At 64.3% G+C, this 24,077-nt stretch carries 31 protein-coding genes; 15 read left to right on the top strand and 16 right to left on the bottom strand.

Features of this window, described 5'->3' with window-relative positions; all coding sequences use genetic code 11:
- Positions 1-15: 15 nt before the first annotated feature.
- From BraRD5C2_RS09245 to BraRD5C2_RS09255, 3 genes are all read right to left on the bottom strand, one after another.
- The gene (locus BraRD5C2_RS09245; protein ID WP_223967971.1) at positions 16-702 is read right to left on the bottom strand and encodes a substrate-binding domain-containing protein; all 687 of its coding nucleotides are present in this window, start codon (positions 700-702) and stop codon (positions 16-18) included.
- A gap of 5 nt (positions 703-707) precedes the next feature.
- Positions 708-1,412, bottom strand: coding sequence for a hypothetical protein (locus tag BraRD5C2_RS09250; protein ID WP_223967972.1), 705 nt, complete (start codon positions 1,410-1,412; stop codon positions 708-710).
- A 210-nt stretch (positions 1,413-1,622) separates the two neighbouring features.
- A complete protein-coding gene (locus tag BraRD5C2_RS09255) occupies positions 1,623-2,657 on the bottom strand; it encodes a glutamine synthetase beta-grasp domain-containing protein (protein ID WP_024581543.1) in 1,035 nt (344 codons plus the stop codon).
- 541 nt (positions 2,658-3,198) lie between these two features.
- On the opposite strand from BraRD5C2_RS09255, the gene BraRD5C2_RS09260 reads away from it, so the two are divergent.
- Positions 3,199-3,399 (top strand): DUF2735 domain-containing protein, encoded by a 201-nt coding sequence (locus BraRD5C2_RS09260; protein WP_223967973.1) that lies wholly within the window; start codon positions 3,199-3,201, stop codon positions 3,397-3,399.
- A gap of 90 nt (positions 3,400-3,489) precedes the next feature.
- Here BraRD5C2_RS09260 and BraRD5C2_RS09265 read toward each other — a convergent pair whose 3' ends face one another.
- A complete protein-coding gene (locus BraRD5C2_RS09265) occupies positions 3,490-3,801 on the bottom strand; it encodes an MliC family protein (RefSeq protein ID WP_223967974.1) in 312 nt (103 codons plus the stop codon).
- A gap of 127 nt (positions 3,802-3,928) precedes the next feature.
- Between BraRD5C2_RS09265 and BraRD5C2_RS09270 the strand changes: the two genes are divergently transcribed.
- A complete protein-coding gene (locus tag BraRD5C2_RS09270; RefSeq protein ID WP_223967975.1) occupies positions 3,929-4,672 on the top strand; it encodes a tyrosine-protein phosphatase in 744 nt (247 codons plus the stop codon).
- Between the two features lie 14 nt (positions 4,673-4,686).
- Here BraRD5C2_RS09270 and BraRD5C2_RS09275 read toward each other — a convergent pair whose 3' ends face one another.
- Both BraRD5C2_RS09275 and BraRD5C2_RS09280 read right to left on the bottom strand, forming a co-directional pair.
- Positions 4,687-4,893 carry a hypothetical protein gene (locus BraRD5C2_RS09275; RefSeq protein WP_038375209.1) on the bottom strand — a complete coding sequence of 69 codons (207 nt, stop codon included), beginning with the start codon at positions 4,891-4,893 and terminating at the stop codon, positions 4,687-4,689.
- A 113-nt stretch (positions 4,894-5,006) separates the two neighbouring features.
- Positions 5,007-5,714, bottom strand: coding sequence for an SGNH/GDSL hydrolase family protein (locus tag BraRD5C2_RS09280; protein WP_223967976.1), 708 nt, complete (start codon positions 5,712-5,714; stop codon positions 5,007-5,009).
- Between the two features lie 124 nt (positions 5,715-5,838).
- On the opposite strand from BraRD5C2_RS09280, the gene fabG reads away from it, so the two are divergent.
- Complete coding sequence (gene fabG, locus BraRD5C2_RS09285; protein ID WP_223967977.1) at positions 5,839-6,519, top strand: 3-oxoacyl-ACP reductase FabG; 681 nt, start codon at positions 5,839-5,841, stop codon at positions 6,517-6,519.
- Here fabG and BraRD5C2_RS09290 read toward each other — a convergent pair.
- Positions 6,516-6,860 (bottom strand): GrlR family regulatory protein, encoded by a 345-nt coding sequence (locus tag BraRD5C2_RS09290; protein WP_223967978.1) that lies wholly within the window; start codon positions 6,858-6,860, stop codon positions 6,516-6,518. The genes fabG and BraRD5C2_RS09290 overlap by 4 nt on opposite strands.
- 136 nt (positions 6,861-6,996) lie before the next feature.
- On the opposite strand from BraRD5C2_RS09290, the gene BraRD5C2_RS09295 reads away from it, so the two are divergent.
- The 3 genes from BraRD5C2_RS09295 to BraRD5C2_RS09305 all read left to right on the top strand — a co-directional run bounded on the left by BraRD5C2_RS09295 (position 6,997) and on the right by BraRD5C2_RS09305 (position 8,394).
- The gene (locus BraRD5C2_RS09295) at positions 6,997-7,680 is read left to right on the top strand and encodes a DUF2161 domain-containing phosphodiesterase (RefSeq protein WP_223967979.1); all 684 of its coding nucleotides are present in this window, start codon (positions 6,997-6,999) and stop codon (positions 7,678-7,680) included.
- A 16-nt stretch (positions 7,681-7,696) separates the two neighbouring features.
- Positions 7,697-7,996 carry a putative quinol monooxygenase gene (locus BraRD5C2_RS09300; protein ID WP_223967980.1) on the top strand — a complete coding sequence of 100 codons (300 nt, stop codon included), beginning with the start codon at positions 7,697-7,699 and terminating at the stop codon, positions 7,994-7,996.
- A gap of 89 nt (positions 7,997-8,085) precedes the next feature.
- Positions 8,086-8,394, top strand: coding sequence for a hypothetical protein (locus BraRD5C2_RS09305; protein WP_223967981.1), 309 nt, complete (start codon positions 8,086-8,088; stop codon positions 8,392-8,394).
- A gap of 83 nt (positions 8,395-8,477) precedes the next feature.
- Here the strand turns inward: BraRD5C2_RS09305 and BraRD5C2_RS09310 are convergent, their stop codons facing one another.
- Entirely contained in the window at positions 8,478-9,101 is a 624-nt protein-coding gene (locus tag BraRD5C2_RS09310; protein ID WP_223967982.1) for a GNAT family N-acetyltransferase, read from the bottom strand.
- A gap of 140 nt (positions 9,102-9,241) precedes the next feature.
- Complete coding sequence (locus BraRD5C2_RS09315) at positions 9,242-9,640, bottom strand: PaaI family thioesterase (protein ID WP_223967983.1); 399 nt, start codon at positions 9,638-9,640, stop codon at positions 9,242-9,244.
- Positions 9,641-9,822: 182 nt separating this feature from the next.
- On the opposite strand from BraRD5C2_RS09315, the gene BraRD5C2_RS09320 reads away from it, so the two are divergent.
- Positions 9,823-10,611: a cobalamin-binding protein gene (locus BraRD5C2_RS09320; protein ID WP_223967984.1), complete on the top strand. Its 789-nt coding sequence runs from the start codon at positions 9,823-9,825 to the stop codon at positions 10,609-10,611.
- A 105-nt stretch (positions 10,612-10,716) separates the two neighbouring features.
- Here the strand turns inward: BraRD5C2_RS09320 and BraRD5C2_RS09325 are convergent, their stop codons facing one another.
- Together BraRD5C2_RS09325 and BraRD5C2_RS09330 are read right to left on the bottom strand one after the other, a co-directional pair.
- The gene (locus BraRD5C2_RS09325; protein ID WP_223967985.1) at positions 10,717-11,994 is read right to left on the bottom strand and encodes an ArgE/DapE family deacylase; all 1,278 of its coding nucleotides are present in this window, start codon (positions 11,992-11,994) and stop codon (positions 10,717-10,719) included.
- A gap of 55 nt (positions 11,995-12,049) precedes the next feature.
- Positions 12,050-12,742: a pyridoxamine 5'-phosphate oxidase family protein gene (locus BraRD5C2_RS09330; protein ID WP_374707973.1), complete on the bottom strand. Its 693-nt coding sequence runs from the start codon at positions 12,740-12,742 to the stop codon at positions 12,050-12,052.
- A gap of 106 nt (positions 12,743-12,848) precedes the next feature.
- On the opposite strand from BraRD5C2_RS09330, the gene pdxR reads away from it, so the two are divergent.
- From pdxR to BraRD5C2_RS09345, 3 genes are read left to right on the top strand one after another with little or no spacing between them, the layout of a single operon-like run.
- A complete protein-coding gene (pdxR, locus tag BraRD5C2_RS09335; protein ID WP_223967986.1) occupies positions 12,849-14,363 on the top strand; it encodes a MocR-like pyridoxine biosynthesis transcription factor PdxR in 1,515 nt (504 codons plus the stop codon).
- Positions 14,364-14,409: 46 nt separating this feature from the next.
- Complete coding sequence (locus tag BraRD5C2_RS09340; RefSeq protein ID WP_223967987.1) at positions 14,410-14,559, top strand: hypothetical protein; 150 nt, start codon at positions 14,410-14,412, stop codon at positions 14,557-14,559.
- An 11-nt stretch (positions 14,560-14,570) separates the two neighbouring features.
- Complete coding sequence (locus BraRD5C2_RS09345) at positions 14,571-14,813, top strand: DUF6719 family protein (protein ID WP_223967988.1); 243 nt, start codon at positions 14,571-14,573, stop codon at positions 14,811-14,813.
- Between the two features lie 52 nt (positions 14,814-14,865).
- Here the strand turns inward: BraRD5C2_RS09345 and BraRD5C2_RS09350 are convergent, their stop codons facing one another.
- Both BraRD5C2_RS09350 and BraRD5C2_RS09355 read right to left on the bottom strand, forming a co-directional pair.
- Complete coding sequence (locus tag BraRD5C2_RS09350) at positions 14,866-15,261, bottom strand: hypothetical protein (protein ID WP_223967989.1); 396 nt, start codon at positions 15,259-15,261, stop codon at positions 14,866-14,868.
- Between the two features lie 39 nt (positions 15,262-15,300).
- On the bottom strand, positions 15,301-15,459 hold the full coding sequence (locus BraRD5C2_RS09355) for a hypothetical protein (RefSeq protein WP_223967990.1): 159 nt from the start codon (positions 15,457-15,459) through the stop codon (positions 15,301-15,303).
- A 421-nt stretch (positions 15,460-15,880) separates the two neighbouring features.
- Here BraRD5C2_RS09355 and BraRD5C2_RS09360 point away from each other — a divergent pair, with 421 nt between their 5' ends.
- Positions 15,881-16,108 (top strand): hypothetical protein, encoded by a 228-nt coding sequence (locus tag BraRD5C2_RS09360; RefSeq protein WP_223967991.1) that lies wholly within the window; start codon positions 15,881-15,883, stop codon positions 16,106-16,108.
- Positions 16,109-16,151: 43 nt separating this feature from the next.
- Here the strand turns inward: BraRD5C2_RS09360 and BraRD5C2_RS09365 are convergent, their stop codons facing one another.
- Positions 16,152-16,712, bottom strand: a complete 561-nt coding sequence (locus BraRD5C2_RS09365; protein ID WP_223967992.1) for a CreA family protein — start codon at positions 16,710-16,712, stop codon at positions 16,152-16,154.
- A gap of 223 nt (positions 16,713-16,935) precedes the next feature.
- Between BraRD5C2_RS09365 and BraRD5C2_RS09370 the strand changes: the two genes are divergently transcribed.
- The 4 genes from BraRD5C2_RS09370 to BraRD5C2_RS09385 all read left to right on the top strand — a co-directional run bounded on the left by BraRD5C2_RS09370 (position 16,936) and on the right by BraRD5C2_RS09385 (position 21,029).
- The gene (locus BraRD5C2_RS09370) at positions 16,936-18,642 is read left to right on the top strand and encodes a L,D-transpeptidase (RefSeq protein WP_223967993.1); all 1,707 of its coding nucleotides are present in this window, start codon (positions 16,936-16,938) and stop codon (positions 18,640-18,642) included.
- A gap of 83 nt (positions 18,643-18,725) precedes the next feature.
- On the top strand, positions 18,726-19,295 hold the full coding sequence (locus tag BraRD5C2_RS09375; protein ID WP_212317670.1) for a glutathione peroxidase: 570 nt from the start codon (positions 18,726-18,728) through the stop codon (positions 19,293-19,295).
- Positions 19,296-19,458: 163 nt separating this feature from the next.
- On the top strand, positions 19,459-20,451 hold the full coding sequence (locus BraRD5C2_RS09380) for a polysaccharide deacetylase family protein (protein ID WP_223967994.1): 993 nt from the start codon (positions 19,459-19,461) through the stop codon (positions 20,449-20,451).
- A 20-nt stretch (positions 20,452-20,471) separates the two neighbouring features.
- On the top strand, positions 20,472-21,029 hold the full coding sequence (locus tag BraRD5C2_RS09385; RefSeq protein ID WP_223967995.1) for a dihydrofolate reductase: 558 nt from the start codon (positions 20,472-20,474) through the stop codon (positions 21,027-21,029).
- Between the two features lie 122 nt (positions 21,030-21,151).
- Here the strand turns inward: BraRD5C2_RS09385 and BraRD5C2_RS09390 are convergent, their stop codons facing one another.
- Together BraRD5C2_RS09390 and BraRD5C2_RS09395 are read right to left on the bottom strand one after the other, a co-directional pair.
- On the bottom strand, positions 21,152-21,604 hold the full coding sequence (locus BraRD5C2_RS09390) for a DoxX family protein (RefSeq protein WP_223967996.1): 453 nt from the start codon (positions 21,602-21,604) through the stop codon (positions 21,152-21,154).
- Positions 21,605-21,760: 156 nt separating this feature from the next.
- Positions 21,761-24,070, bottom strand: coding sequence for an NADP-dependent malic enzyme (locus BraRD5C2_RS09395; protein ID WP_223967997.1), 2,310 nt, complete (start codon positions 24,068-24,070; stop codon positions 21,761-21,763).
- Between the last annotated feature and the right edge of the window lie 7 nt (positions 24,071-24,077).

Below are 24,077 nucleotides of genomic sequence, written 5' to 3' on the forward strand. Positions count from 1 at the left end.
GCAGTGCGGGCAAATTCAAGGCTCGAGCCCGGTCTCGCGCAGCACCGGCGCGACATCGGCCGACGCTAGGTAGCGCAGCAGATGATCGGCGGCCGCCGCGTGCTTTGCGGCGACCATGCGGCCCGCGGAAAACACCGCCGGCGTCTGCAATTCCACCGGAATTGGCCCGACGACTTCGATGCCATCGATCTGCTTCAACTCGCTGATCTGCTGGATCGCAAGGTCGGCTTCGCCAGTGACGAGCCTTTCCGCGGTGAAGCCCACCGGAATGATCACAGCACGGGCGTTGATCGCCTCCGCAATGCCGAGACGCGCGATCAGCTGCGCGAACAGGATACCGCTGGCGCCGAGCCGCGAATAGGCCACCGCCCGTGCGCCGAGCAGCGTCGCACGCAATGCGGCTTCGCTCGCGATGTCGGGATGCGCAGCGCCCGCCTTCACGGCAACACCTACATAGGAGCGCGCGAGATCGACAACACTTTCCCGCGCAACGCGGCCCTCGCCGGTCATCTCGTCGAGGCCCTCGCGGGTCAGGATCACGAGATCGGCGGCCTCGCCGCCGCGCAGGCGTTCGAGCAGCGCCAGCGTCGGCGCGAAATCGGCATCGATCCGCACACCACTTGCCGCCTGGTAAGTCGCGGCAAGGCGCGCGACCGCGCCCTTCAGCGCCAGCGTCGAGAGCACGCGAACCGAATTGTCCATCCCGCTTACGCCCGCCGCATCAGCTTGAGCGTGGCCCCGAGGCGGAGGCTGCGCTTGCCGGCAAGCGCGGTCGCTTCGAGCACGGCGCCTTCCGCGTCGCAGGTGCCGGCAAAGCCGATGCCGACCTCATGGCCGCCGAACACAGGGTTCTCGCCCATCGCCGAGCTGTGCTCCTGATTGAGGATCTGCCCCTTCCAGCGGCCTTTCTCGGACGTGTAGGTGCCGAGATAGTAGAAGAACGCATCGCCGCCGAGGATGCGGCCGTTGTTCAGCAGCATCACGCCGGTGAGGCTGCCGTCGACACCGTCGAGCAGCTGGATGTGGATCGAATAGAGCCCGTTGATGATGCCGCCCTCGCCGACCCCGCCTGCGATCGGGATGTCATCCTCGGTGATCGGCGTCATCACCGACTGGAACGGCACGCCGGGCAATTCCTTGAGTTCGCCCTTGAAGCGGTAGAGCTCGCCGTCGGGCCCGCCCTTGGCGAGCAGCGTCGCATCATCGGTGCCGGCCATCGCGCGGTAGTTCGGATCGGGGTTGTGGCGGACGGTCTGGATCTCGATCGCGACCTCGTCGCCGGCCTTCTCGTAGGTGCCGATATGAGCGAAGGCCGAGTTGCCGCCGAGCATCTTGCCGTCGCCGACATACATCACGCTGCGGCCGACGGCGCCGCCCAGCTCGAACCGGACCTTGTAAAACCCTTCAAACAAGCGCCGTGTCCCCGGCAGCCAAGATACAACCGTTGTCTAGCGCGGTTCATAACGTAGCGAAACCGCTTTCGGCGGCAGGCTGTCCGTCAAGACTGTCGTCAAAAGCAAGGGTCCGCCAAGGCAGTCGCCCTGGCGGACCCGATTGCGGTACCGGATGGCTCCATCCGGGTCCGGCAGCTGCTTAGTCCGCGGCCATCAAGCCGCAGTCATTCAAGCCGCAGCCTTGGCGCCGGTCGGAACCTCGGAGATCGTCTTCAGGATCTGCGAAGCGATCTGGTAGGGGTCGCCTTGCGAGTTCGGGCGGCGGTCTTCCAGATAGCCCTTGTAGCCGTTGTTGACGAAGGAGTGCGGCACGCGGATCGACGCACCACGGTCAGCCACGCCATAGCTGAACTTGTTCCACGGCGCGGTCTCGTGCTTGCCGGTCAGACGCTTGTCGTTGTCGGGGCCGTAGACAGCGATGTGGTCCATCAGGTTCTTGTCGAAGGCCTTCATCAGGCTCTCGAAGTACTCTTTGCCGCCGACTTCGCGCATGTACTTGGTCGAGAAGTTGGCGTGCATGCCCGAGCCGTTCCAGTCAGTGTCGCCGAGCGGCTTGCAGTGGAATTCGATATCGATGCCGTAGCTCTCGGTGAGGCGCAGCATCAGATAGCGGGCCATCCACATCTGGTCAGCGGCGGTCTTGGAGCCCTTGCCGAAGATCTGGAATTCCCACTGGCCCTTCGCCACTTCGGCGTTGATGCCTTCGTGGTTGATGCCGGCGGCGAGGCAGAGATTGAGATGCTCTTCGACGATCTTGCGGGCGACGCTGCCGACGTTCTTGTAGCCGACGCCGGTGTAGTACGGGCCCTGCGGAGCCGGATAACCCTCTTCCGGGAAGCCGAGCGGACGGCCGTCCTTGTAGAAGAAGTATTCCTGCTCGAAGCCGAACCAGGCGCCTTCGTCATCCAGAACGGTCGCGCGCTTGTTCGAGACATGCGGCGTCTTGCCGTCGGGCATCATGACTTCGCACATGACCAGCACGCCGTTCTCGCGCGCGGCGTCGGGATAGCAGGCGACCGGCTTCAGCACGCAGTCAGAGCTGTGGCCTTCAGCCTGCTGGGTGGACGAACCGTCAAAGCCCCACAGCGGAAGCTGTTCGAGGGTCGGGAACGACGCGAATTCCTTGATCTGCGTCTTGCCGCGCAGGCTCGGCGTCGGCGTATATCCGTCGAGCCAGATATACTCGAGCTTGTACTTGGTCATTGAACCTCTCTGTTGATGATGCAAAACCGTGAGGAACCGAAAGCCAGTCGGCCGCCGCACGCGTACCCGGCCACCATCGGCCGGCTCTTACTAAGCAATTAAAATGCCAGTCGCTGCACTGCGGCACCCGCCCGGCCCGCGGATGTCCACAGCGGACATCGCATTTTTAGCTGCGACAAAGCAGCGCAGCTGGCATGCGCCACAGTCAGCCAAAATCTTCTCTCAGCACCCTCCATCGCCCGTTTCTGCAGCAAATTCAGCTACCACGTCGACCGCCGATTAATGCAGCGGCAGCGCCATGTGACAGTTCGTGTCCAACCATCGGGCGCCGAGCAACCATCGGCCCGGCCCAAGCGTTGGTCAGCTGCATCCTGCCTCGCAGGATGCAAACCGAGATTTGCACACGAATTAGACAGTTAATGACTATTTCTTGGTCAACTTGCGCCTTATCGGGCCCGAGCCGATATCAAAACGACGGTAACGACACACGAATGAGTCGGGCGCACCATGGAGGCTCGCTCCGGCCATAGGAGACTTTGACATGATCACGACGGGCCAAAATCAGGGATCGGCAACGATCTATCAATTCCCGGCTGGGGGCCGCGCGGCGCTCGGCGGGCGCCGCTACGGCGAGATGCGGACGGCGCGCGAGCTTGCTGCTGAGGTCGAGACCTCCGCTTGCAGCGAGAGCTGGTACCATCAGGCGGCCATCGAAGACGCCAAGCCGAGCCGCGATCACTGATGTCGATCGGGCAGAGAGGCGTGACGCAAGAGCGTCAGACAGCAGGTGAGCAGTAAGAGAGGGTCGGAACGAAGCGTTTCGGCCCTTTTTTCATGCCAGCTCGCAGGCCGTCACCGGCCGCTTCGCATGCCGGAGCTTGGTCAAACCGGCCTTGGTGACCTCGAGCGTGACGCCGCCCCCCTTGTAGCGCACACCCGTCAGCGACAGACGCTTCGTCAGCGTCACCGCCTTGCCGTCGAGTTGCAGATGAGCGCGGGTGTCCCCGTTGAAGAAAGCGGCAATGAACTGCGTACCGTCGGCACAATGATAATTCCGGAAGGCGGATTGCGCCGGCGCGGCCGAGGAACCAAGAATCCCGACAAGAATTGCGCCGACGAGAATGGCGCCTCCGCGATAAGTCATATTCTCCCCCCGAGAGGCCGGTTATAGACCTGTCTGCGCCGATACACCTGCGCCGGGATTCCTGCGCCAAGTTTTCTGCGTCAGGTTTTCTGCGCCAAGACTTCACCAGCTGCAACAGGCCCGCCCGATGTCAGAAGTCCCTGCCCGTCACCTCAATCTCGCCGGCGCCAGCAATTTTCGCGACCTGGGCGGCTACCAGGCGCGTGACGGCCGGACGGTGCGCTGGCGGCAGATCTTCCGCTCCAACCATCTGGCCTATCTCACCGAGCAGGACGTCGCCGTGGTGCGCTCGCTCGGGGTCAAGAGCGCATTCGATTTCCGCGGCGTCGACGAGCGCGCCGAGGCGCTGTGCAGCATGAGCGACGTGACCGTGCATTCGCTCCCGGTCGAGCCGACGGTGGTTGCTTCGCTGCGCGCGATCGCCAGCCAACGTCAACTGCTGGAAGCCGATGCGATCGACGTGATGCGGGATTCCTACCGCGGCTATGTGCAGGAAAACACGCCGCGCTACCGCACGCTGTTCGCCCATCTGCTCGAGGACCGCGCCCCGCTGGTGATCCACTGCACCGCGGGCAAGGACCGCACCGGCTTTGCCTGCGCGCTGATCCTGCACGCGCTCGGCGTGTCCGATCGGGTGATCGCGGACGACTATCTCCTGACCAACCAGTTCTACAAGCGCGACCCGGCCCACAGCACCGAGCTGCCCGATGACGTCAAGCAGGTGCTCGGCACCGTACGCGCGGCGTTTCTGGAGGCGGCGTTCGAGGCGATCGATGCCGACTATGGCAGCCTCGACGGCTATTTCCGCGAAGGCCTCGGGCTCGGCCAGGCCGAGCGCAAGGCGCTTGAAGGCCGCTATCTACAGGCTTGATCGATTCACGTCGCTCAGGCCGCCGCGGCCTCGAGCTCGAGCTCCGCATCGAGGTCGGCAATCACGTCCTCGAACGCCGAGATCGCCTGCTGAATCGCTGCGATCTGCATCAGCTCCCAGCTGCCCACTGGTCCGTTGCGGTTTTGCAGCGCCACCACGAGATCGCGCCGCTGCTCCTTAAGCTGAACGAGCGGTAAACCGTGATCCGGAAGATTTCCCATTCGCATTCCCCTGCCTTGATCGGAGTTCCGCTTCTAAGCAAAGGGTTCTGAAAACGACTTACAGAACTGCCGCAAATTTTATCCAACCGGCCCACCTCCGTAGTCTTACGTGGTCAGGACGACATGCTCGCGCTACCTGCCACTGCATCGTTGATCGCACCGAGCAACGCTTGAGTGACACAATCGGTCGCCCACTCGCTCGTATGGAGATGCTCCTGTGCACCATCGTCGAGTTCGGAGAGCGGAATTCCGGCATCGACCCATTGCTTCATCAGCGCAAAGCGGCGGAACAGGTTGACTTTCCTGCTTGCAGCGACGTCGGCGATCATTGGCATGAACTGGTTGGCGAGCTTGAGCACGTCTGGCGCGCCGATGATTGCCTGGGTGTATTGCGAGTCCATCACCACGACGTCCAGCGGCAGCCCGGCGAGCACATCGAGTCCTGCCTCGAATGTCGCTTGCACCTGATCGAAGTTGTAGTTTCTGTACACGGCGTTGGTGCCGACCTGCCAAATCACCATCACCGGTGCTTCAGCGATGACATCGGACTCGATGCGCGAGAACTCTTCGGGCGCCTCTTGCCCGCCGATCCCTCGGTTGACTATGTCGATCATCCGGCCGAAGGACTGCTTCTGGCTTCGCCATAAGATCTCCAGCCGTGGTGGAAATGGGAGAATTTTATCGGCTCCCGCGGTCGATGATGATCCGAGGGCAACGATCTTGACCTTCCGGTCGCGCTTGAGCGCCTGCGCAAGATGCGGCAATCCGTAGCTGAACTTGACGAGTTCGAGATGGGTTTCGCAGGCCCTCGCTGTCGGCATCGCAAACATCCTTGAGGTGAATGAACTGATGAATACGCGCAGTAGGAGACGAAATTGGCAGCATTGCAAATGAAATCCGCCTGATCATAGTGGGTAGCAACCTGTTGCTGATACGGAGACCACCATGAAGGGAAAAGCCATCGTCATCACCGGCGCGCTTGGCGCGCTCGGCAAGGTGGTCGCCGAAGAAGCCCTGGCGCGCGGCGCGCGCGTCGCCGGCATCGATCATGCGGCCTCGCAGCTTACCGCGACGGCCGATCGTATCGAGCTCGGCAATGTCGACCTCACCGACACCGCGCAGGCGACGGCTGCGATCGACAAGGCGGCGGCGCATTTCAGCCGGCTCGACGGACTGATCAACATCGCCGGCGGCTTTACATTCGAGGCGGTGAGCGACGGCGATCCCGCGACCTGGCAGCGCATGTATGCGATGAACGTGATGACCGCATTCAACACGTCGCACGCGGCCATTCCGCATCTCATCAAATCGGGCGCCGGACGGATCATCAATATCGGCGCGCTCGGCGCCTTGCAGGCAGCGTCCGGCATGGGCCCCTACGCGGCCTCGAAGGCCGGCGTGCATCGCCTCACCGAGTCGCTCGCCGCCGAGCTCAAGGGCAAGGTCACGGTCAACGCCGTGCTCCCCTCAATCATCGACACCGCCGCCAATCGCGCCGCGATGCCGAAGGCCGACATCTCGAAATGGGTGACGCCGAAGGAACTCGCCGAAATCATCCTGTTCCTTGCCAGCGACGCCGCGAGCGCCGTCACCGGCGCGCTGCTGCCGGTGAACGGACGGGTTTAGTCTGCAACCAGCAGCCGCAGCTTCGACCGGAAGCGGATGCTCTGCTTGCCGGCGAGTGCCATGCCGTTGCCCTCGGCGGTCTCGTCCGTGTAGGTGCCGGTAAAACCGATCGTGACCACCTTGCGTTCCCAAACCGGGCGCTCGCCATAGGTCGGCGAATGCTCCTCGTTGGTGACCTCGCCCTTCCACTTGCCGCTCGCCGCGGTGTAGCTGCCGTGGGCGAAGAAAAACGAGTCGCCGCCGCGCATCTGGCCATCGCGCAGCACCATGACGCCCTGGTTGCCGCCAGAGACGCCATCGAGAAATTCGACGGTGATGTGATAGAGGCCGTTCCGGATCATGAAATGGTCGCGCCCTGTCCCGGCCCAATAATAGCCGCCTGGCCGCGCTTTGGGCAAATTCCATCCGCCTCAGTGGGCGCAATTCCGCGCTATGCTGGCGCTTGAGTCGCGGCGGGATGCCGCAGGAGCCTGCCTGTTGGAAACCGCGCTTTATCTGCCCGTCAAACGCTTCCTCGAAAGGCTCGGCTTCACGGTGAAGGGCGAGATCGGCGGGTGCGACCTCGTGGCGCTGAGCGGCGGCGATCCGCCTGTCGTCGTGATCGGTGAACTGAAGCTCGCCTTCAATCTCGAACTGATCCTGCAGGCGGTCGATCGCGCCGCGGCCGCTGATGAGGTGTGGATCGCGGCCAAGGTCTCGGCCCGCGGCAAGGGCCGCGAGAGCGACGCGCGCTATCGCAATCTGTGCCGGCGGCTCGGCTTCGGCATGCTCGGCGTCACCGACCGCGGCGACGTCGAGGTGCTGGTGCCGCCGCCGACTGCGGCACCGCGCCGCAATCCGAAGAAGCGCTCGCGCCTGATCACCGAGCATCGGAAGCGCAAGGGCGATCCTGCCATGGGCGGATCGACGCGCGCGCCGATCATGACCGCGTATCGGCAGCAGGCGCTGGCCTGCGCCTGTGCGCTGTCGGATGGTCCCCGACGGGTGCGCGACCTGCGCGCCGAGATTCCCGACGCCGGCAAGATCCTGCAGCATAATGTCTACGGCTGGTTCGATCGCGCCGAGCGCGGCATCTATGTGCTGACCGATGCCGGCCGCGCCGCGCTGAAGCGCTGGCCGCAGCAACCGATTGGTGCATCAGGGGCGGAAGCCGCCCCGTAACCGACAGGGGGAGACCATGATCGTCGTCACCGGCAGCGTTACCGCCCGCCCCGACTCGTTCGACGAGGTGCGGCGATTGAGCCTCGAACATGTCCATCGCTCGCGCGCCGAGCCGGGCTGCATCTCGCATGCGGTCCAGGTCGATTGCGAGAATCCGCTCAGGCTGGTGTTTTTCGAGCAATGGGCCGACCGCGCTGCGCTGGCGGCGCATTTTGCGGTCCCTGCGTCACGCGATTTCGTCCGCTCCCTGCAATCTCTCGCGGCGGCTGCGACCACCATCGAACTTTATGACGCTCACAAGATTGAGAGACTCTAGCTGCATGGCTGGATTGCCATCTCATATTCATATTGCAATGCAACATTGGGGACCTTACGTATCTCCCGCGATTCAAAGATGAGGCGGCGATGAGCGGAGACTGGAACACCAAGTATGGCACCCGGCGCGTGCGGCATGATCCGCCGACGCTGGAGGAGGCAATCTTCGCCGCCATCGGCATCACCGACGACGTGGAGGCCCAGGCCGAGATCGCGTCGTCCCTGATGGGGCTGCCCTATGAAGAGGTGCTGGCCGAGGTGAAGAAGACCGCGCGCGTTAGCGCCCGCACCGGTACGGCAACCCGCGTGATCGCCGGCGAACAGGGCGCACAGCGCTCGGTCGTGGTCGAGCGCCGCGTGGTCCGACGCTTCGCAATCGACAAGCGCACCGGCACCTGAACAACGACATTCGGTCACTCAAAGAAAAAGGGCAATCCGCTGAGCGGATTGCCCTTTTTACGTTTCTGATCCGATGTCTCAGCTCAAGCTGCGCGGCCCCAGCCGGACATCTGCATCACCATTCGCCAATAGGCGCGGTTCATGTCGACGATCGCACGCGCGGCCTCGACCGGCGTAACCGGTGCAGCGGCCGGCGCCGGTTCAGCCTGGTGCTGCTCGGTCAGGTCGATGCTGCCGGTGGACTCACCGTGACGGAAGGTCAGCTGCGCACCGAACTTGGTGGCGAGCGCACGCATCGCGTCGTTCTGCGCGCCCGTGGTGATGCGCAGGCTGCCGTAGCCCTTGGCATGCGCCTCGGCGATCAGCTTGCGGAACAACGTGCTGCCGACGCCCTTGCGCCGCACCGACCGTTCCACGCTGAAGGCGATCTCAGGCTGCGCATCCGGTGATTGCTCCGGCGGATGCAGCTCGGCCGCGCCGCGGATCACGCCATCCTCGAAGTAGGCGATAATGACCGTGCCGTCATTGGCGCAGCGCTCGGCGTAGCGGCGGATGAAGCTGTCGTCGATGAAGCCATGAAAACGATCATGGCGGCTGGTACGATCCAGTCGCAACAGGTGATCGCGCAGCAGAGGAAGCTCCTCCTGCTGGCTCAACGTCCGCACGGTGCCCTTGGCGGACGTCGGACGGATGGAATCATAGTTCATTTCATAACTCCTCTTGGTAGCCCTCGAGGAGGCGTCGAGTCCCTAGCAGTCCGTATATTGTGCGACGCACCATATAATTCAAGTGTCTAGATTCATTTAAGTAAACAATGATGTGATCGGTAAATCACATCATTGCCTCATCATAATACCAGCTGCGTTTGCGTAACCACCGCGACCAGCTTGCCATCCTCAGTCTCCAGCCTGGTCTGCCAGACCTGGGTCCGCCGGCCCCGGTGAACCGGGGTCGCCGTCGCGATCACGGTGGCCCCCTCCTTGGCCCCGCCGATGAAATTGGTCTTGCTCTCCAGCGTCGTGGTGCCCTTGGCGTCCTCAGGCAGGTTGATCACGGTGGCGGCGGCGCCGACCGAGTCGGCGAAGGCCATCACCGCGCCGCCGTGGATGGTGTTGCGGAGGGTACAGAGGTCCGGCCGCACCAGCATTTTCGCGACCACGCGATCCGGGCCGGCCTCGGTGAAGGTGACGCCCTTCAGTTCCGCAAACGGCATCTTCATCGACTGGATCTTTTCGAGCGGCGTCATCACGTTCCTCCGGTTTTTCTGGCGTCATACGCGGGCTTGACCCGCGTATCCATCGTTCTCGCGAGAAGCGTCCTCTGCATGATGGATTGCCGGGTCAAGCCCGGCAATGACGTGCGAGGTAATGGAACAGATGACGTCATGGCCGCCGTGACAATCCTTGGCGAGTCTGCATACCGTCCGCGATGCGCGACTTCCCTCCCCGCCGGATCGTCTGCCTGACCGAAGAGACCGTCGAGACTCTCTATCTGCTCGGCGAGCAGGACCGTATCGTCGGCGTCTCCGGCTATGCGGTGCGGCCGCCGCAGGTCCGCCGCGAGAAGCCGCGCGTGTCGGCGTTCATCTCCGCCGACATTCCAAAGATCCTGGCGCTCGAGCCCGATCTGGTGCTCGCCTTCTCCGATCTGCAGGCCGACATCGTCGCTGATCTCGTGCGCGCCGGTGTCGCCGTCCATGTCTTCAATCAGCGCGATGTCGCCGGCATCCTCGCAATGATCCGCAGCCTCGGCGCGATGGTCGGTGCTGCCGAGCGCGCCGGGCAACTCGCGCAAAGCCTCGAACAACGGCTGGTCGCCATCGCGGCAACGCCGCGTCCGGCGCCGCGGCCAAAGGTCTATTTCGAGGAATGGGACGATCCACTGATCAGCGGCATTGGCTGGGTGTCCGAGCTGATCGAGATTGCCGGCGGCGAGGACGTGCTGCCGCATCTGCGCACGCACAAGGCCGCCAGGGATCGCATCGTCACGCCCGATGCCGTGCGCGCAGCGATGCCCGACGTGATTCTGGCATCCTGGTGCGGCAAGAAGGTCGTACCCGACCGCATCCGCAAGCGCTCTGGCTGGAGCGATATTCCCGCCGTGCGCAACGACCGCATCGTCGAGATCAAGTCGCCGATCATCCTGCAACCCGGCCCCGCGGCGCTGACCGATGGGCTCGATGCGATCGTCAAGGCGTTGTGGGCGGAGCGCGTATAGGACAACTGCGTCGTCATCGCGAGCGAAGCGAAGCAATCCATGTCACTGCTTGCCGCGAAATGGATTGCTTCGTCGCTTCGCTCCTCGCAATGACGGAGAGACTACCTACGCCTTCTCCACTCCGCACCATTCCGCGATGAACAGCGCGATGGCCTTGGTCGACTTCCGCAGCGATTCCAGTTCGACATATTCGTTGAAGCCGTGCATCGCCGCGCCACTGGCGCCGAAGCAGAGGCTCGGTATGTCGTAGTTCAGGCCGTAGAAACGCGTGTCGGTCAGCGCGGTGAAGGCGCGGTCTTCCACCGCTCCGCCATAGACCGCTCGATGCGCTTTAGCGAAAGCGGCTTCCGGCGCCTCGGAGTTCACGAGCTCGTAGCCTTCCGACAGGAAGCCCGACCATTCCACCTGCGGCGGATTGTTGGACAGGAAACGATGATCGCGCGCCGCCGCCGACACGCAGGCCAGAATTTCCTTCTGGCACTCCGCGATCGACCAGCCCGGCAGCACCGCGATTCGGCAATCGACATCGCACCAGGCCGGCACGCTGGAGGCCCAGTCGCCGCCCTTGATGATGCCCGGGTTGAAGTTGATCGGATGATTGACGTCCTTGAAGTGGCGGTCTGCCTTGGCCCGCTCGTTCCAGGCGATCTCGAGCTTCTCCAGCGCGTGCACCAGATGATACGCCGCCATGATCGCGTTCGAGCCGGCGCCGGCCTCGAACACATGCACCGGGAAGCCGCGCACCTTCAGGCGGAACCAGATCACGCCGACCTGCGAGCGGATCATCTTGCCGTTAGTCGGCTCCGGGATGAAGCAGGCATCGGCGCGATAGCCGCGCTGCAAGGTCGAGAGCGCGCCGACGCCGGTGCTCTCCTCCTCGATCACAGACTGGAGGTGAATCCGCGCCGTCGGCTTCAGGCCGGCCTTCCTGATCGCATCCAGCGCATAGAGCGCGGCAATTGTGCCGGACTTCATGTCACAGGCACCGCGGCCATACATCCTGCCGTCCTTGATGACCGGCGAGAACGGTGGCGTCTCCCACATCTCGAGCGGGCCGGTGGGCACGACGTCGCAGTGGCCCTGCAGGATCAGCGATTTGCCGGCATTGGTGGCCGGACGGTAGGTACCGACCACCGTGCGCGCCTTGGAGAAATCATGCTCGATCGGGCCGAAGCCGCGCAGACCCTTCAGCTCGTCGAGATTGATGTGCCAGTCGTCGACCTCGTAGCCGCGCTCGCGCAGGAGATCGCCGATCATGTCCTGGCACGGCCCCTCGGCGCCGCGGGTCGACGGGATCGCGACAAAGGCCTGCGTCGTCGCAAGCTGCGCATCGAATCCCTCGTCAACGGCGGCAAGGATTCGTTGTTGCGTCTCGGCAGTCATGCGGCAGCTCCATGGGGGACATCAGAAAAGGCGGGAGCCGCAGCGTAACCTGATTTCACTCCGCCGGGTATTGCGCAAAATAAGCATCCCGCAATGCATCTTCGAGCAGACGGCCTTCCGAATAGCCATCAAGCGTCGCAGGCCGCGTCACGCCGTCGAGCAGACGCGGACACGGCTCGGGCGCACCGAGCACGGTGCGCACCGGAATGCGCTCGGCATAGATCGGCAACTCGTAATCCTCGTCGTCGTCTGCTACGCCCTTGGCGCGCACCTTTGCCGAGGCTTCCTCGATCGCCATCGCGATGAACGAGGTCGCCTTGATCTCCTGCTTGTTGCTGGCGCGCAGGCTGGCGGTGCGCTCCGGAAAGAAGCGGTCGACCATCGCAACGATCGCGCGCTCCTTCTCTTCCGGGTCGGTCACGAGATAGGCCGAGCCGAACGCCATCACCGCGCGATAGTCGGCCGAGTGGTTGAAGCCGCAGCGTGCCAGCACCAGGCTGTCGAGATGGGCAACCGTCAGGCACACGCGCTGGCCTTCGGACTGGTTCTCCAGCATCCGGCTCGCGCTCGAGCCGTGCCAATAGAGTTTCGTACCCTCGCGCCAGAAGAAGGTCGGCGTGCAATAGGGTTGGCCGTCGATCACGTAGGAGACGTGGCACAGCATCGAGGCGTCCAGGATCTTGTGCACGGTGGCGTGGTCGTAGAAGCCGCGATCATGGCGGCGCTTGACCCGGTTGCGGGACGACATGGGGTAGGACGGAGTGGACGCGCCTTCGGTCACGGCAGTGCCTTTCGAAATCTGGAATCTGTCGAGAGTTGTAGCGGCCCATTTGGTCTGCGATAGTGCCAATTCCATGCGAAAAATTCCGACCAATTCCCGAGAGCCCACGGCGCGCAAGCCTGAGCTGCCGCTCGACCTCACCGGCCCGCACGTGACCGCTGGCGCGGCCTCGCAGCAGCGGCTCTATCAGGCGCTGTGCCACACCATCGTCGGCGGCCTCGTCAAGCCGGGCGAGCCGCTGCCGCCGTCGCGCGCGCTGGCCAAGCAGACCGGCTTCCGCCGCAACGCCATCACCACAGCCTATGAGCGGCTGATCGCCGACGGCTTCGCCGTGGCGACCACGGGCTCCGGCACCTTCGTCGCCGCGCGCATTCCGGCCCAGGCCACCGCGCCGCGACGCGCCAGGATCGAGATCGAACCGCCGCAGCACAATGCGCTGTCGCTCGGCTGCACGCATATCGATGAGCGCGCACTGCAGCGCTTCCGCGCCTTTGCCGGCCGCCGGCTGCGCGCCTTCGGCTCTGAGCATCTGCACTACGGCGATCCCCGCGGCAGCAGCGAGTTGCGTGCCGCGATCTCAGACCATCTGCTGTCGGCGCGCGGGCTGCGCTGCGATCCCGACCAGATCATGCTGGCCTCGGGCACGCTGCATGCGCTGCGCATCGTGCTGGGCGCGATCCTCAAGCCCGGCGACCAGGTCTGGTGCGAGGACCCCGGCTATCCGGCGGCGCGGCGTGCGATCGAGCATTGCGGCTATCGCCCGGTGTCGGTGCCGGTCGATGGCTCCGGCATGCGCATCGACAAGGGACGCGTATCCGCGCCTAGCGCGCGCGCCGCCTATGTCACGCCATCGCACCAGTTTCCGCTCGGCGTGCAGATGGCGATGCCGCGCCGGCTCGAGCTGCTCGACTGGGCCAGGGACGCCGGCGCCTTCGTGTTCGAAGACGATTACGACAGCGAGTTCCGCTATGACGGCGCGCCGCTGCTGTCGCTCGCCGGCATCGATCATCTGCGCCGCGTGATCTACATGGGCACGTTCGCGAAGACGCTGTTTCCTGGACTACGGATCGGTTACTGCGCCCTGCCCGAAGCCTTGATCGGTCCGGTGACGGCGGCGCGCGCCGCGCTCGATCGCTTTCCCGGCACCCTGATGGAAGGCGCGGTCGCCGACATGCTGAACTCCGGCGCCTTCGCCGCCAACTTGCGCAAGTCGCGCAAACTCTATCGCGAGGCGCGCGACGTGCTGGCTTCGACACTCACGAATGCATCCGAGGGCGAGCTCACGGTTCCCGTGCCGTCGCAAGGCCTGCATCTCGTGGCGCGGCTCGTTCCCTCAACCGATCCGCAGATTGCCGCGCAGGCCAAGGCGGCTGCCGGCGTCGGCGGCTGGCTGCTCGCCGAGACCTATCATCGCGCACGCCCACTGCCCGGCTTCGTGCTGGGATTCTCCGGTCATCCGGTTCCCCAACTGGTCGCGTCGGCGGAACAACTGGCGAAGACAACGCTGACTGCGCTGCGCGCAACGCGCAAGATATCCGTCAAGCCATCCGCCAGGCCGCAGCGCTCTAGGAGAATCGCAACCACCTGACTAAGGTCGCCCGCGTTCAGTCAGTGTCCGCCTACGGAGATACCGGATGCCCAATCGCAACGTCCTGTATCTCGTGATCGCCGCGCTGGTCGTGATCGCAGGGATGCTCGGCTACAATCTATACCAGGCGAACAAGCAGCCCGAAGGTTTGCAGATCAATGTCGGCCCCGACGGGGTCAAGATCCAGAACAAGTGAAGGAGGCTGCGATGCCGCGCATCGGATTGGTCGCGCTGGTCAGCGCCGCAGCATTTCTCGCGATCATTCAGTCCGCTTCCGCACAGACCGTCATGCGCGAGGCTGACATCGTCGACCTCCGGGTCGGTCAGCGCGTCCTGGTCGATGACGGCTCCTGCCCGGCCGGGCAGATCAAGCAGGTGATCGGCGCCAGGCTGAGCCAGAATGGCGTGGTGCGGACCCAAAGCTGCGTGCAGCGCCTCGCCAAAAAGTAACGCCCCGCTTCCGCGAGGCGCCTCATTCATCATTGCATCGGCAAAACGCCGCTCAGTTCGAGATCGGCTCGAACATGCATTGCAGCGTCGGCTTGGCGATCTTGGTGAAGGTCGGGCCAATCTCGTTTTGCTTGGACGGCGGCACCCAATCGGTCTCGATGGTCGGCACGCCGGTCTCGCTGATGCCGCGCAGCAGCGCCTGGCGCAGATCGGGATCGTCCACCGTCGCGGCAGCATGGTCATGCAGGCAACCGCACACGGCCTCGGGATGCGCCCAGCGCCCGAGCATATGCGGCGCGCATTGGCGCACGAACTCGTCGCGCGGCTCAGGCACCCGGTAAAGCGACCGGATTTGCATCGACTCGAGTGGAAGTTGGGATTGGGCCTGCGCGGAACCTACGAGGGCAAGCGATGCCAGGAGCGCGGCGGAACAGATACGGAGCAACATGGGGAGCCTTTACCGGCAGTTCTGTTTGTCGCGTCGCGCTCAGTTGACCTGCGCCACCACCATCGGGGCCGAGGTGACCACCGGCGAGCCGTTGTAGGAGAAGGTGCCGATGCCGGGCAAACCATTGTCCGGGGTACCAGCCATCGACGAACCGGCCATCACGAAGGCGAAGGCGAGGATCAGGCTCATGGTCCGCATTTGACAGTCTCCGTCATTCCGACTCGACGCCGCGCGCCGTTGTTGACGGTTTGATAACGATCTGCCGTTTCGAGAGTTCTGCGGAACTAGCTGAAAATGGTTTCGTCGACCGGAGAATTGTTTCGTCGATCGGCAGCCCACGAAACATTGGCCGGAAAACACCAATGTTTTCAGCGCGAGCACGCCGCCCGTGGGCGTGTTCAACATTTCGCGCGCCGAGTGCCGCCCGGCGGCGGGAACCGCCCACGAATTGTGCGTGCAAATTGAGCGGGCTACCGCGCTTTCTTAACTTTCCTCTGCTGAGACAGGAAGCAGCACAGCAAGAGCGGCGTGAACCGGCCGGCAGTTCGGCCGACTCATCTGGGCACCGTGCAACCATCTCCGCGGTGGCACGTTGTGGTGATTCCCGATCCAACGAAGGATGTCAGTCGTGGGCAATGGCAACATGGGTGTTGGCAATCAATCCGCGGCCAGCAAATCCGGCCAGCAGCAACAGATGACGGCCGCAATGCCGCAGCAGGGCGCCTATGTGATGGGCGACAATGAGTGCGCGCAGCAGAAGCTGGTCCGCCTCGTCGGCTGCCACGACCCGAAGGTCAAGCCGGGCCTCAGCATCGGCGCGAAGCAGTTCGGGCAAACCAAGCGCTAGCTCGTCCGCCGCTTCAGCCGCCCGGGCCAAGCCCCTGCTCCCGCTACTGAATGAACTCGCCGCATTTCTGCACGGCGGTGGCGTCGGCCGCGCCCCAAGGCATGATCGGCACCGACGACGTCGAGTTCTTCGGCGAGCCCTCGATCAGCTTGTCGGAATACACCATGTAGACCAGCACGTTGCGCTTGGCGTCGCAGCCGCGCACGATCTGCATCCGCTTGAAGAACAGCGACCGCCGCTTGCTGAACATGTCGTCACCCTGGCTGAGCTTGTTCTTGAAGCGGATCGGCCCGATCTGCCGGCAAGCCAGCGAAATATCAGAGACTTCCTCGGCAAGGCCGAGCCAGCCCTTGAAACCGCCCTTCTCCGGCACCGTGAAGTGACAGGCGACGCCGTCGACCTCGGGGTCGTCGACGCCATAGGTCGCGAGCTTGTCGTTGGGGCTCACCCATTTGAACACCGTCGAACGGCGAAAGATCAGGTCCGGCTCGTCAGCCGCGGCCGCGGGAACCGCCTGCCCCAAAGCGAGCAACATCAGCAGCGCCGCGCAGCCCCATCGAGACAACAGTCGCACGTCACACAAGCTCACATTTCTCGATGTCATTGAGGTCTCCGCCGGGTGGGTCCCGCCTATGTAGTGCGCAAACGCCGCACAGGAAGGCGCTGACAGTTCGGTGATCAGACCGGGCGCTTTAACCTCCTGTGAGGCTTTTTTGCTACTCTTTCGTCGAAAAATAGCCCCTCACGGAAGGGTTAGATCGCTTGCGCTGGTGAACGCGTTCGGCGTCTGCGACAACCAACAGATAGTTTGGACTGGGATTCGGAATATGCGCGCAAGCGGACGTCAGATTTCGATTTTTGATTCTGCGAATAGGCGGGTCTGGCAGTTTGCAATTCTGACGGCAGCCGGCACCGTGGCCGCCTCCTCGCAGGCCGATGCAGCCCTGTTCTATTGGAATCGTGACTCCGGCTATTACGGCGATATCGAGCCGATGCCGCCGCAGCAGGCCCGGCCGAAGCCGAAGCGCAGTACAGCCAAGAAGAATCCGGCGATCGAGAAGGAGGCCGGCCGCAAGCCGCAGGGTCCCCTGATCATCTCGGTCTCGATCGACCAGCAGCGGGTCAGCATCTACGACGCCAACGGCCTCTACGCCGAGAGCCCGGTATCGACCGGCATGAAGGGGCATTCGACCCCGATGGGTGTCTTCAGCGTCATCCAGAAGCAGAAGTACCACCAGTCCAACATCTATAGCGGCGCACCGATGCCGTACATGCAGCGCATCACCTGGTCGGGCATCGCGATGCACGCCGGCGTGCTGCCCGGCTATCCGGCCTCGCATGGCTGCATCCGCATGCCGATGTCGTTTGCGGTCAAGATGTACAACTGGACGCGGATGGGCGCCCGCGTGTTCGTCACGCCGGGCACGATCTCGCCGGAGAATTTCTCGCATCCGCTGCTGGTGACGCAGAAGGTCGCGCCGCAGCAGCCGGTTGCCGACGATGTTCTGAAGATGGACGCGCCGCTCGGCGTGAAGAGCGACAAGGGCGCGGACAAGCAATCCAGTCTCGACCTGCGCACCAGCGTCGGTCATGCAGCCGCCGCGTCACTGCGCGACAACACCCACACCGCCGATGCCAGCGGCGCGATGTCGGCGGCAAGCGCGTCGGCGACGATGTCCGATGCTTCCTCCACCACGCGCGACGGCATTGCGGAGAAGATCGCAGCTGACAAGTCCGAGGTGAGCGCGGCCGAGCCTGCCGCTGCCGACGACAAGACGGTCGGCGAGGTCACCGGCAGCACCGACACGCCGAAGTCCGAGGTTTCCGCAAGCGACCCGGTGAAGGCCGAAGCCAAAGCCGATGAGCCGAAGGCAGACGCCGCCAAGCCCGGCGTTGCCGAGGTGCCCAAAACGGAACCATCGAAGACGGACACATCGAAGACTGACGCGGCCAGCAAGGACGCAGCCAAGGCGGCGGATGCGGTCAAGCCCGCCGAGGCAGCGACTGCGACCGACGCCAACCAGGATGCGGCCAAGGATCCCGCACGACTGCCCGGCGTTGCCAAGATCGAGATACCGAAGCGCGGCGGCCAGATTTCGGTGTTCATCAGCCGCAAGGATTCCAAGCTCTATGTGCGGCAGAACTTTGCGCCGCTGTTCGAGGTGCCGGTGACGATCGCGGCAAGCGACCGGCCGCTCGGCACGCATGTGTTCACCGCGGAGGCCGACAAGACCGATGCGAACCTGCTGCGCTGGTCGGTGGTGACGCTGCCGACCCGCAACGCCGCCCGTATCGACGTCGAGGAGCGCGCCTCACATCGTCGCAAGGTCGCGGCCGCAGCGCCGGTCGAGGCGAAGCCGCAGCCGGCGACCAACACCCCGGCCGAGGCGCTCGACCGCATCTCGATCCCGGCCGACGCGACGGCGCGGATCAACGAAGCGCTCGGCACCGGCGGATCGATCATCGTCTCCGACCTGGGCGTGAACCAGGGCGAGACCGGCGAAGGCACCGACTTCATCCTGCCGCTGCGCTGAGGCGATCAATAACGCCTTCTTGAAAGCCTCCGCCTGCCCGCTGGATTATGATCGCCGTGAACATCTGTTCCGGGGACGAGACCATGATGGACCGCAGGACACTGATCGTGGCGGCATTCGCCGCGGCCGCAGGATCCCGTGCGCTGCATGCGGAGCAGCCGGCGATGAGCCGGATCACCGCCTATGCCTTCTCATTTCCGGCACTCTCCGGCGGCGACATTCGCCTTGCCGACTATGCCGGCCATCCCCTGATGATCGTGAACACGGCCTCGCTCTGTGGCTTCACGCCGCAATATGCCGGCCTGCAGCAATTGTGGACCGAATTCCGCGATCGCGGCTTCGTCATCATCGGCGTGCCCTCCAATGATTTCGGCGGCCAGGAACCCGGCGGACCGACCGAGATCGCCGAGACCGCGCAGCATCAATACGGCGTCACCTTCCCGATCGCGGCTAAAGCCGTGGTCAAGGGCGCAAACGCGCATCCGTTTTACCGTTGGGCGGCGGAGGCACGGCCGAAGGACGTGCCGCGCTGGAATTTCCACAAATACCTGATCGGCCGCGACGGCTATATCGCCGACGTCTTCCCTGAGTCGGTGACGCCGGACGACACCCGCATCAAGACTGGGATCGCACGGGCACTGGCGGCAGCCTGAGAAGCTACGATAATCCCCGGAATTAACTGGGATTTTGGGCGCGAGGTCGCCACGTTCATTGCCTTGGCGTCGGCACTGTGACTAGGGTACGATCAGTTGGGGGTGAAGCGGCCTTGGTTGCGGCAGTGCCGGCACCGGGAGCGCGATCAGCAGGGAACACGCCATGCGCATTGCGGCAGGTCTGATTTTCGCAGGGACCGTATCATTGCTCGCGTCGAGCGCAGCTTGGTCGCAGACGCCGCCCGCCAAGGGCGCCGCGCCGGCGGCAGCACCAGCGGCCGCAGCTCCCGCGCCTGCCGCAGCCGCGCCTGCGCCCGCCGCAGCGGCCGCTCAAGTGCCACCGAAGCAAGCGCCGCAGCCGGCACGCGCCGCCTGCAACAATCCGAACGCGCTCGGTGTCGCCCGCACCGTCGAGATCGACACCACAGGCGGTCCCGGCTTCGGCTTCGAGCATTTCAAGCAGCTCGACTTCCTGCGCGACCATGAGGTGGTGCTGACCTTCGACGACGGTCCGTGGCCGGGCAACACGCCAGCGGTGCTGAAGGCGCTCGCCGATGAATGCACCACGGGCATCTTCTTCCCGATCGGCAAGCACGCGACCTATCACCCCGAAATCCTGCGCCAGGTCTATGCCGCCGGCCACACCGTCGGCTCGCACACCTGGTCGCATGAGAATCTGAACAACAAGAAGCTGACCGAGGATCAGAAGAAGGACGAGATCGAGCGCGGTCTGGCCGCGGTCAAGTGGGCGCTCGAGACGTCGCCCTCGCCGTTCTTCCGCTTCCCGGCGCTGCAACATCCGCCGGAGATGGTCACCTATCTCGGCAACCGCAACATCGCGATCTTCTCCTGCGACCTCGACTCCTTCGACTTCAAGTCGAAGAACTCGCAACAGGTGATCGACACCGTGATGAAGAAGCTCGCCAAGCTCGGCAAGGGCATCATCCTGATGCACGACTTCCAGAAGCACACCGCGGAAGCGCTGCCGACGCTGCTGACGCAGCTCAAGGCCGGCGGCTACAAGGTGGTCGCGATGCGCGCGAAATCCCCGGCGACCGTGCTGCCGCAGTACGAGCAGGAGCTCGCCAAGGACGTCAAGCTGCCGACCGTGAGCTCGCGGCCGGTGAACAGCGTCGTCACGACAGTCGATCAGTAAGCGCGCCGGCGATAATTCTGGTGTCTGGGTTGCGTATCGAGGGTTTCGTCATCGTCTCGGCCGATGGCCGGTTGGCGAACGCGCGGAATGTGATGCCCGACGATCTTAAGATCGAGGGCGACAAGCGCTTCTTCACCGCGGCGCTCGACCGTGCGGACCTCGTCGTGCATGGCCGCCACTCCCAGGAAGAGCAACCGAACGCATCGAAGCGGCGCCGCCTGATCCTGACCGGCAAGGTCGCAGCCATCGCACCCGACCCGGACAATCCGAAGGCGCTGTTGTGGAATCCCGCCGGCTGCCCGTTCGAGACCGCGAGCCGCGAGGCCGGCGTGAGCTCGGGCATGGTCGCGATCATCGGCGGCCCCGGCGTGTTCGGCATGTTCATGGACCGCTACGACACGTTCTGGCTCTCGGTCGCACCGAAAGTGCGCATCCCCGACGGCGAGCCGTGCTTTCCCGGCGTTCCTGCCCGCACCCCGCAGCAGGTGCTGTCAGCGCACGGCCTTCACGCCGGCGCGCCGCAGCAGATCGACGCGGAGCAGGATGTCAGCGTGACGCCGTGGCGGCGGGTGGGTTGAAGATCGTCGTTCGTAGGGCGGGTTAGCCGAAGGCGTAACCCGCCGGCTCCTCCTGCCCCATATGAAAATCGGCGGATTACGCTTCGCTAATCCGCCCTACGACTGCGACGTAGTCGTCGTATCTACACATCCCCATACGCCGGGTCGTCGCGGCGCGGTCCGCGACCGTAGCCGGCGATGATGAACAGCGCGCCAATCAGCGACAGGTTCTTCAGCGCGTCGATCAGGGTCTTGGCGTTGTCGGGCGCCGGCTGATTCCAGAAATCATGGAAGTAGAAAGTCGTGAAGCACACGAAGATGATCAGCAGGATCGCGAAGAACCTTGCCAGCACGTTCACCGCGATCATCAGCCCCGCGATGATCTCGAAGCCGCCGATCGTGATCGCCAAGAGCTGCATGAACGGCATGCCGACGAAGGTTTCGATCTGCTGCGTATAGGGCGCTGCGATGGCCGGGATCGTCACCTTGGCCGTGAGCAGATCCGCCGTTGCCTGGATGCCGAACAGCTTGCTCGCCCCCGAATAAAGGAACAGCACGGCGAACAGAATCCGTCCGAAGGTGATGAACGCTGGCATGGGTCGGCCTCACTGGATGGCAGAAATCGGACGAAGCAGGCGGGGCGATTATGGCCGCCCCGCCTGCTTCGATCAAATCGAATCGATCTCGGCTCAAGCACGATCCGGAAAACTGCGCTGCGGTTCTCCGAACATAACGTGCTCAAACGACGTCTGTCAGCCGAACAGCGTCGGCTGCGCGCGGCCGGCGCGCTCCTGGGCTTCGACGGCGGCGACCGCCGTCATGTTGAGGATGCCGCGCGCCGTCACGCCGGGGGTGAGGATGTGCGCCGGGCGCGCCGGACCGATCAGGATCGGCCCCACCGGCAACGCGTTGGCCAACGACTTGATCATTTGATAGGCGATGTTGGCGGCGTCGAGGTTCGGCATGATCAGGATGTTGGCCTCGCCTTCCAGTCGCGACTGCGGCAGAACCATGCGCCGGGCAACGGCCGACAGCGCGGTGTCGCCCTGCATTTCGCCGTCGGCCTCGATCTCCGGATGCTTGTCCTTCAGGAGCTGGGTGGCCCGCCGCATCTTGCGCGAGGAGTCCGTATCGTAGCTGCCAAAGTCGGAATGTGACACGAAGGCAACCTTCGGCTTGAAGGCGAAGCGCTGGACGTGGATCGCCGCGAGCGACGCCACTTCGGCGAGTTCCTCCGCACTCGGATTCGGCCGCACCTGGGTGTCGGCGAGGAAATGGGCGCCGGTCGAGGTGATCATCAGCGCCAGCGCGGCGTAGTCGCTGACTCCCGGCAGGAAGCCGATGATCTCGCGGACATGGCGCAGATGGCTCATGTAGCGGCCCTCGACGCCGCACAGCATGGCGTCGGCCTCGCCGCGCGACACCGCGAGCGCCGCGATGACGGTGTTGTTGGTACGGACCACGGTCCGCGCACCCTCCGGCGTCACACCGCGCCGGCCGGCGACGTCGATATAGGACTGCACGTAGGAGCGGTAGCGCGGATCGTCCTCGGGATTGACCAGATCGAAATCGCGGCCAGCCTTGATCGACAGGCCGAAGCGCTTGATCCTGGTCTCGACCACCGACGGACGGCCGACCAGGATCGGCCGCGCCAGCTTTTCCTCGAGCACCACCTGGGTCGCGCGCAGCACGCGCTCGTCCTCGCCCTCGGCGTAGATCACGCGCACCGGCTGGGTCTTCGCCTTGGCGAACACCGGCTTCATGGTGAGGCCGGAGCGGAACGCGAAACGTTCGAGATTGGCGGCGTACTCGTCGAAATTGGTGATCGGCCGGGTCGCGACGCCGGACTCGATCGCGGCCTTGGCGACCGCCGGCGCGATACGCAGGATCAGCCGCGGATCGAACGGGCTCGGGATCAGCGAGCCCGGGCCGAACCCCTGCGTCTCGCCGCTATCGAAACCATGGGCCACCGCATCCGACGGCGGATCGCGCGCGAGCTGCGCGATCGCGTCGACTGCGGCATGCTTCATCGCCTCGTTGATCGCGGTGGCGCCGACGTCGAGCGCACCGCGGAAGATGAAGGGGAAGCACAGCACGTTGTTGACCTGGTTCGGATAGTCCGACCGGCCGGTGCAGATCATCGCGTCGGGACGCGCCGCGCGCGCCTCTTCCGGCATGATCTCCGGCACCGGATTGGCAAGCGCCATCACCAACGGCTTGTCGGCCATCTGCTTGACCATCTCAGGCTTCAGCACGCCCGGCGCCGACAGCCCGATGAAAATGTCCGCGCCCGGAACGACGTCGGCGAGCACGCGCGCGTCGGTCTTCTGGGTGTAGACCGCCTTCCAGCGGTCCATCGTGGTGTTGCGGCCGTCATAGACCACACCGTCGATGTCGCAGACGAAGATGTTCTTGCGCTGCGCGCCCATCGAGACCAGGAGATTGAGGGTCGCGATCGCGGCAGCACCCGCGCCCGAGCAGACGATCTTCACATCGGACAGTTGCTTGCCGTTCAGCAGCAGCCCGTTGACGATCGCGGCCGCAACGATGATGGCAGTGCCATGCTGGTCGTCGTGGAACACCGGGATCTTCATGCGCTCCTTGAGCTGGGTCTCGATCTCGAAGCACTCCGGGCCGCGGATATCCTCCAGATTGATGCCGCCGAAGGTCGGCTCCAGCGCCGCGACGGTCTCCACCACACGCTCGATCGTGTTCGCATTGATCTCGATGTCGAACACGTCGATGCCCGCGAATTTCTTGAACAGCACCGCCTTGCCTTCCATGACGGGCTTGGAGGCCAGCGGGCCGATATTGCCGAGCCCGAGCACCGCGGTGCCGTTCGAGACCACGGCCACCAGATTGGCGCGGGCGGTCAGCGTGGCCGCCTCGGCGGGATTATTGGCAATCTCGGTGCAGGCGGCGGCGACGCCCGGCGAATAGGCCAGCGCCAGGTCGCGCTGATTGGCGAGCGGCTTGATCGCCTGGATCTCGAGCTTGCCCGGCCGCGGCAGCCGGTGATAGGCGAGCGCAGCGTTATGGAGTTCTTCAGACGATGACGACATGCGTGCT

The organism is Bradyrhizobium sp. RD5-C2 (genome assembly GCF_019972155.1).
In the GTDB taxonomy this organism is placed as follows: Bacteria; Pseudomonadota; Alphaproteobacteria; order Rhizobiales; family Xanthobacteraceae; genus Bradyrhizobium.